Source organism: Rhodopseudomonas sp. (assembly GCF_036404135.1).
In the GTDB taxonomy this organism is placed as follows: domain Bacteria; phylum Pseudomonadota; class Alphaproteobacteria; order Rhizobiales; family Xanthobacteraceae; genus Rhodopseudomonas_A.
In genome coordinates this window covers 1-4220 of the sequence record NZ_DASWPE010000158.1, presented here as the reverse complement: position 1 = coordinate 4220, position 4220 = coordinate 1, and the positions used below count along the sequence as shown (strand labels likewise).

Genomic DNA, 4220 nt, shown 5'->3' with positions numbered 1-4220 from the left:
CGAGCTCGGCATGGTGCACAACATGCCGATCTTCGTGCGCTCCTCGTTCGACAAGCCGGAAGACATCGACCCGCACGGCACCCCGCCGGGCACGCTGATCTGCAGCGAGGAGAAAATCATGGAAAACCACGTCGTCACCGGGATCGCCTTCTCCAAGGACGAGGCGCAGATATCGGTGCGCCGGATCGAGGACAAGCCGGGCGTCGCCGCCTCGATCTTCGTGCCGCTGGCCGCGGCCAATATCAACGTCGACATGATCGTGCAGAGCGTGTCCGAAGACGGCGCCACCACCGACCTGACGTTTACGGTGCCGGCGTCGGACTTCGACCGCGCCAAACAGACCATCACCTCGGCCCAGGCCACCATCGGCTATGCCCGGTTCGACTCGGAAACCGACGTCGCCAAGGTCTCGGTGATCGGCTCCGGGATGCGCAGCCATGCCGGGGTCGCCGCCCAGGCGTTCGAGGCGCTGGCGGCGCGCAAGATCAACATCCGCGCCATCACCACCTCGGAAATCAAGTTTTCCGTGCTGATCGACGCCGCCTATACCGAACTTGCGGTGCGCACCCTGCATACGCTGTACGGCCTGGACCAGGTCTAGACAATTTTCGCGGTATTTTAGCCGTCGGCGGGCCGCAGGTTTCCGCCGGCTGGCAGGCGTTTTGCTTGGCAAAACAAGCTTCAATTCGCTATACGGCCTGCAGAGACGGGTGCGGGCGGCGACCGGCCGAGGACAACCTCCGGGTTGTACCGCGGCATCGCTACCCGGAAGACGTTCGAACCGAACCATATGCGAATCGGGTTTTGCGCGGCCACCAGGCGTCCGCGGCCGGAGCGCGGCGCAACGCGGGCGGCGGGCTGTGATTCGCGAAGTTTCCCGGCTCGCCGGGCGGACGGCGTGACGTTGTTGGTCTGAGTTTTTTGGCCGGTGCTGCCATCGCGGTACGCCGGTCTCGCAGGGGAGATATCGGCATATGCGGAGCGCGTCGGGTGGCCCCCGCGTCTTGCTGAGACGGCTCCGCGAAACCATGGCGGAGCAGGTCTCCGCGCAGGAACGTCTCGACAAGATCGTGGTGCTGATCGCCGCCAATATGGTGGCCGAGGTGTGCTCGACCTATGTGCTACGGGTCGACAACACGCTCGAACTCTACGCCACCGAAGGCCTCAACCGCGACGCCGTGCACCAAACCGTGCTGAACGCCCATGAGGGCCTGGTCGGCCTGGTCGCCTCCGAGGCGACCCCGCTCAATTTGTCCGACGCCCAGACCCATCCGGCGTTCTCGTTCCGCCCGGAGACCGGCGAAGAAATCTACCACTCGTTCCTCGGCGTGCCGATCCTGCGCGCCGGCAACACGCTCGGCGTGCTGGTGGTGCAGAACCGCGCCAAGCGCACCTACGTCGAGGAAGAGGTCGAGGCGCTGCAGACCACCGCGATGGTGGTGGCGGAGATGATCGCGTCCGGCGAATTGTCGGCGCTGGCGATGCCCGGCGCCGAGCCCGCGGCACGGCATTCGATCCACAAAACAGGCGCGGTGCTGTCGGAAGGCATCGCGCTCGGCCACGTCGTGCTGCACGAGCCGCGCGTCGTCATCACCAATTACATCGCCGAGGATCTGCCGAAGGAAATCAAGCGGCTCGACGCCGCTTTGACCAAGCTGCGCGCCGATCTCGACCGCATGCTGGAGCGCGGCGACGTCGCCGAGAGCGGCGAGCACCGCGACGTGCTGGAAGCCTACCGGATGTTCGCCAACGATCACGGCTGGTCGCATCGGCTGCACGAGGCGGTCGCCACCGGCCTCACCGCCGAGGCCGCGGTCGAGCGCGTGCAGTCCGACACGCGCGCGCGCATGCTGCGCTCGACCGATCCGTACCTGCGCGACCGATTGCACGATCTGGAAGATCTCGGCCACCGCTTGATGCGGCAATTGGTCGGCCAGGATCACGCGCCGTCGCGCGAACAATTGCCCGACAACGCCATCCTGATCGCGCGCTCGATGGGCCCGGCGGCGCTGCTGGATTACGACCGCAAGCGGCTGCGCGGACTGGTGCTGGAGGAAGGCACCGCGAATTCCCACGTCTCGATCGTGGCGCGCGCGCTCGGCATCGCCGCGGTCGGCGAAATTCCCAACGCGCCCGGCCTCGCCGATCCCGGCGACGCCATCATCGTCGACGGCACCTCCGGCTCGATCTATGTGCGGCCGACCGCCGAGGTAGAATCCGCCTTTGCCGAGCGGGTGCGGTTTCGCGCCAGGCGGCAGGCGCAATATTCCGCGCTGCGCGACCTGCCCTGCGTCACCAAGGACGGCCAGCCGGTCGACCTGATGATCAATGCCGGGCTGGTGATCGACCTGCCGCATATCGAAGACACCAATTGTTCGGGGATCGGCCTGTTCCGTACCGAACTGCAGTTCATGATCGGCCAGAGCCTGCCGCGCTCCTCGGACCAGCTGGCGCTGTACCGCGCGGTGCTCGATGCCGCCGGCCCCAAGCCGGTGACGTTCCGCACCCTGGATATCGGTGGCGACAAGGCGCTGCCCTATATGGACACCGTGGTCGAGGAAAACCCGGCGCTGGGCTGGCGCGCGATCCGGCTCGGGCTCGACCGTCCCGGGCTGTTGCGCAGCCAGATCCGCGCGCTGCTGCGCGCCGGCGGCGGGCGTTCGCTGCGCATCATGTTTCCGATGATCTCCGAGGTCACCGAATTCGACCAGGCCAAATCGATCATCGAGCGCGAACTGACCTATCTCCGCCAGCACGGCCATACGCTGCCGGAGCGGGTCGACGTCGGCACCATGGTCGAGGTGCCAGCGCTGTTGTACCAGCTCGACGAATTGCTGGAGCGCGTCGACTTCGTCTCGGTCGGCTCCAACGACCTGTTCCAGTTCCTGTTCGCGGTCGACCGCGGCAACGCCAAGGTCTCCGACCGCTTCGATTCGCTGTCGGCGCCGATCCTGCGGGTGTTGCGGCAGATCGTGCAGCGCGCCAATGCGGCGCGGCGCGCGGTGTCGCTGTGCGGCGAGATGGCGTCGCAGCCGCTCGGCGCGCTGGCGCTGATCGCGCTCGGCTATCGCTCGCTGTCGCTGTCGGCGATCCAGCACGGCCCGGTCAAGGCGATGATCCTCGACCTCGACGCCGCCAAGGCCGCGGCGCTGATCACCCAGCTCTTGAACGCGCCCGCCGGCAGCGTCTCGATCCGCAAGAAGCTGACGGAATTCGCCGAGTCCGAGGGGCTGTCGTTGTAGCGAGGCTGTCGTCCGCGCTCCCGCGCCAAGCCTGCCCCAACACCTCGCCCGAACTCCCGAGACCGCCGATGTCGATGCTCCCCGAAACCAAACTCGATGTGCTGCTCGCCCACCACGCCTCGCTGGAAAACCAGCTGCAGAGCCAGGTCGGCGCCGATACCTATGTGAAGCTGATGCGCGAATTGGCCGAGCTCACGCCGCTGATCGAGCTGGTGAAGGCCTATCGCCATGTCCGCGACGAACTCGGCGACATCGACGCGCTGCTCGCCGATCCGTCGACCGATCCCGAAATGCGGGCGATGGCGGAGGCCGAGCACGAAGCGCTCGAGGCGCACGAGGCCGAACTGGCGCAGCAGATCCGCGTCGCGCTATTGCCCAAGGACGCCATGGACGACCGCAACGTGATGCTGGAAATCCGCGCCGGCACCGGCGGCGACGAGGCCGCGCTGTTCGCCGGCGACCTGTTCCGGATGTACGAGAAGTTCGCAGGGCTTCAGGGCTGGGGCGTCGAGGTGATCTCGGCCAGCGAAGGCACCATGGGCGGCTACAAGGAAATCATCGCGGAGGTGAAGGGCCGCGGCGCCTTCGCCAAATTGAAATTCGAATCCGGCGCGCACCGGGTGCAGCGGGTGCCGGACACCGAGACCCAAGGCCGCATCCACACCTCGGCAGCGACCGTCGCGGTGTTGCCGGAGGTCGAGGAAGTCGACGTCGACATCAAGCCGGACGATCTCAGGATCGAGACCATGCGCGCGCAGGGCGCCGGCGGCCAGCACGTCAACAAGACCGAATCGGCGATTCGCATCACGCATATTCCGACCGGCACGATCGTGTTCGTGCAGGAAGAGCGCTCGCAGCACAAGAACAAGGCCAAGGCGCTCGCTTATTTGCGCACCAAGCTTTACGACACCCAGCGCAGCAAACTCGATGCCGAGCGCGCCGCCGAGCGCAAGGGCCAGATCGGCTCCGGCGACCGCT

3 protein-coding genes are annotated in these 4220 nt (G+C 66.6%); all 3 read left to right on the top strand.

Features of this window, described 5'->3' with window-relative positions; translation table 11 throughout:
• The coding region (locus tag VGC77_RS18890) for an ACT domain-containing protein (RefSeq protein ID WP_331173104.1) at positions 1–601 on the top strand (601 nt) is incomplete at its 5' end.
• A gap of 373 nt (positions 602–974) precedes the next feature.
• Entirely contained in the window at positions 975–3242 is a 2268-nt protein-coding gene (gene ptsP, locus VGC77_RS18885; protein WP_331173103.1) for a phosphoenolpyruvate--protein phosphotransferase, read from the top strand.
• 68 nt (positions 3243–3310) lie between these two features.
• Positions 3311–4220 (top strand): peptide chain release factor 1 (gene prfA, locus VGC77_RS18880; protein WP_331173102.1); only part of this gene is annotated, 910 nt, incomplete at its 3' end.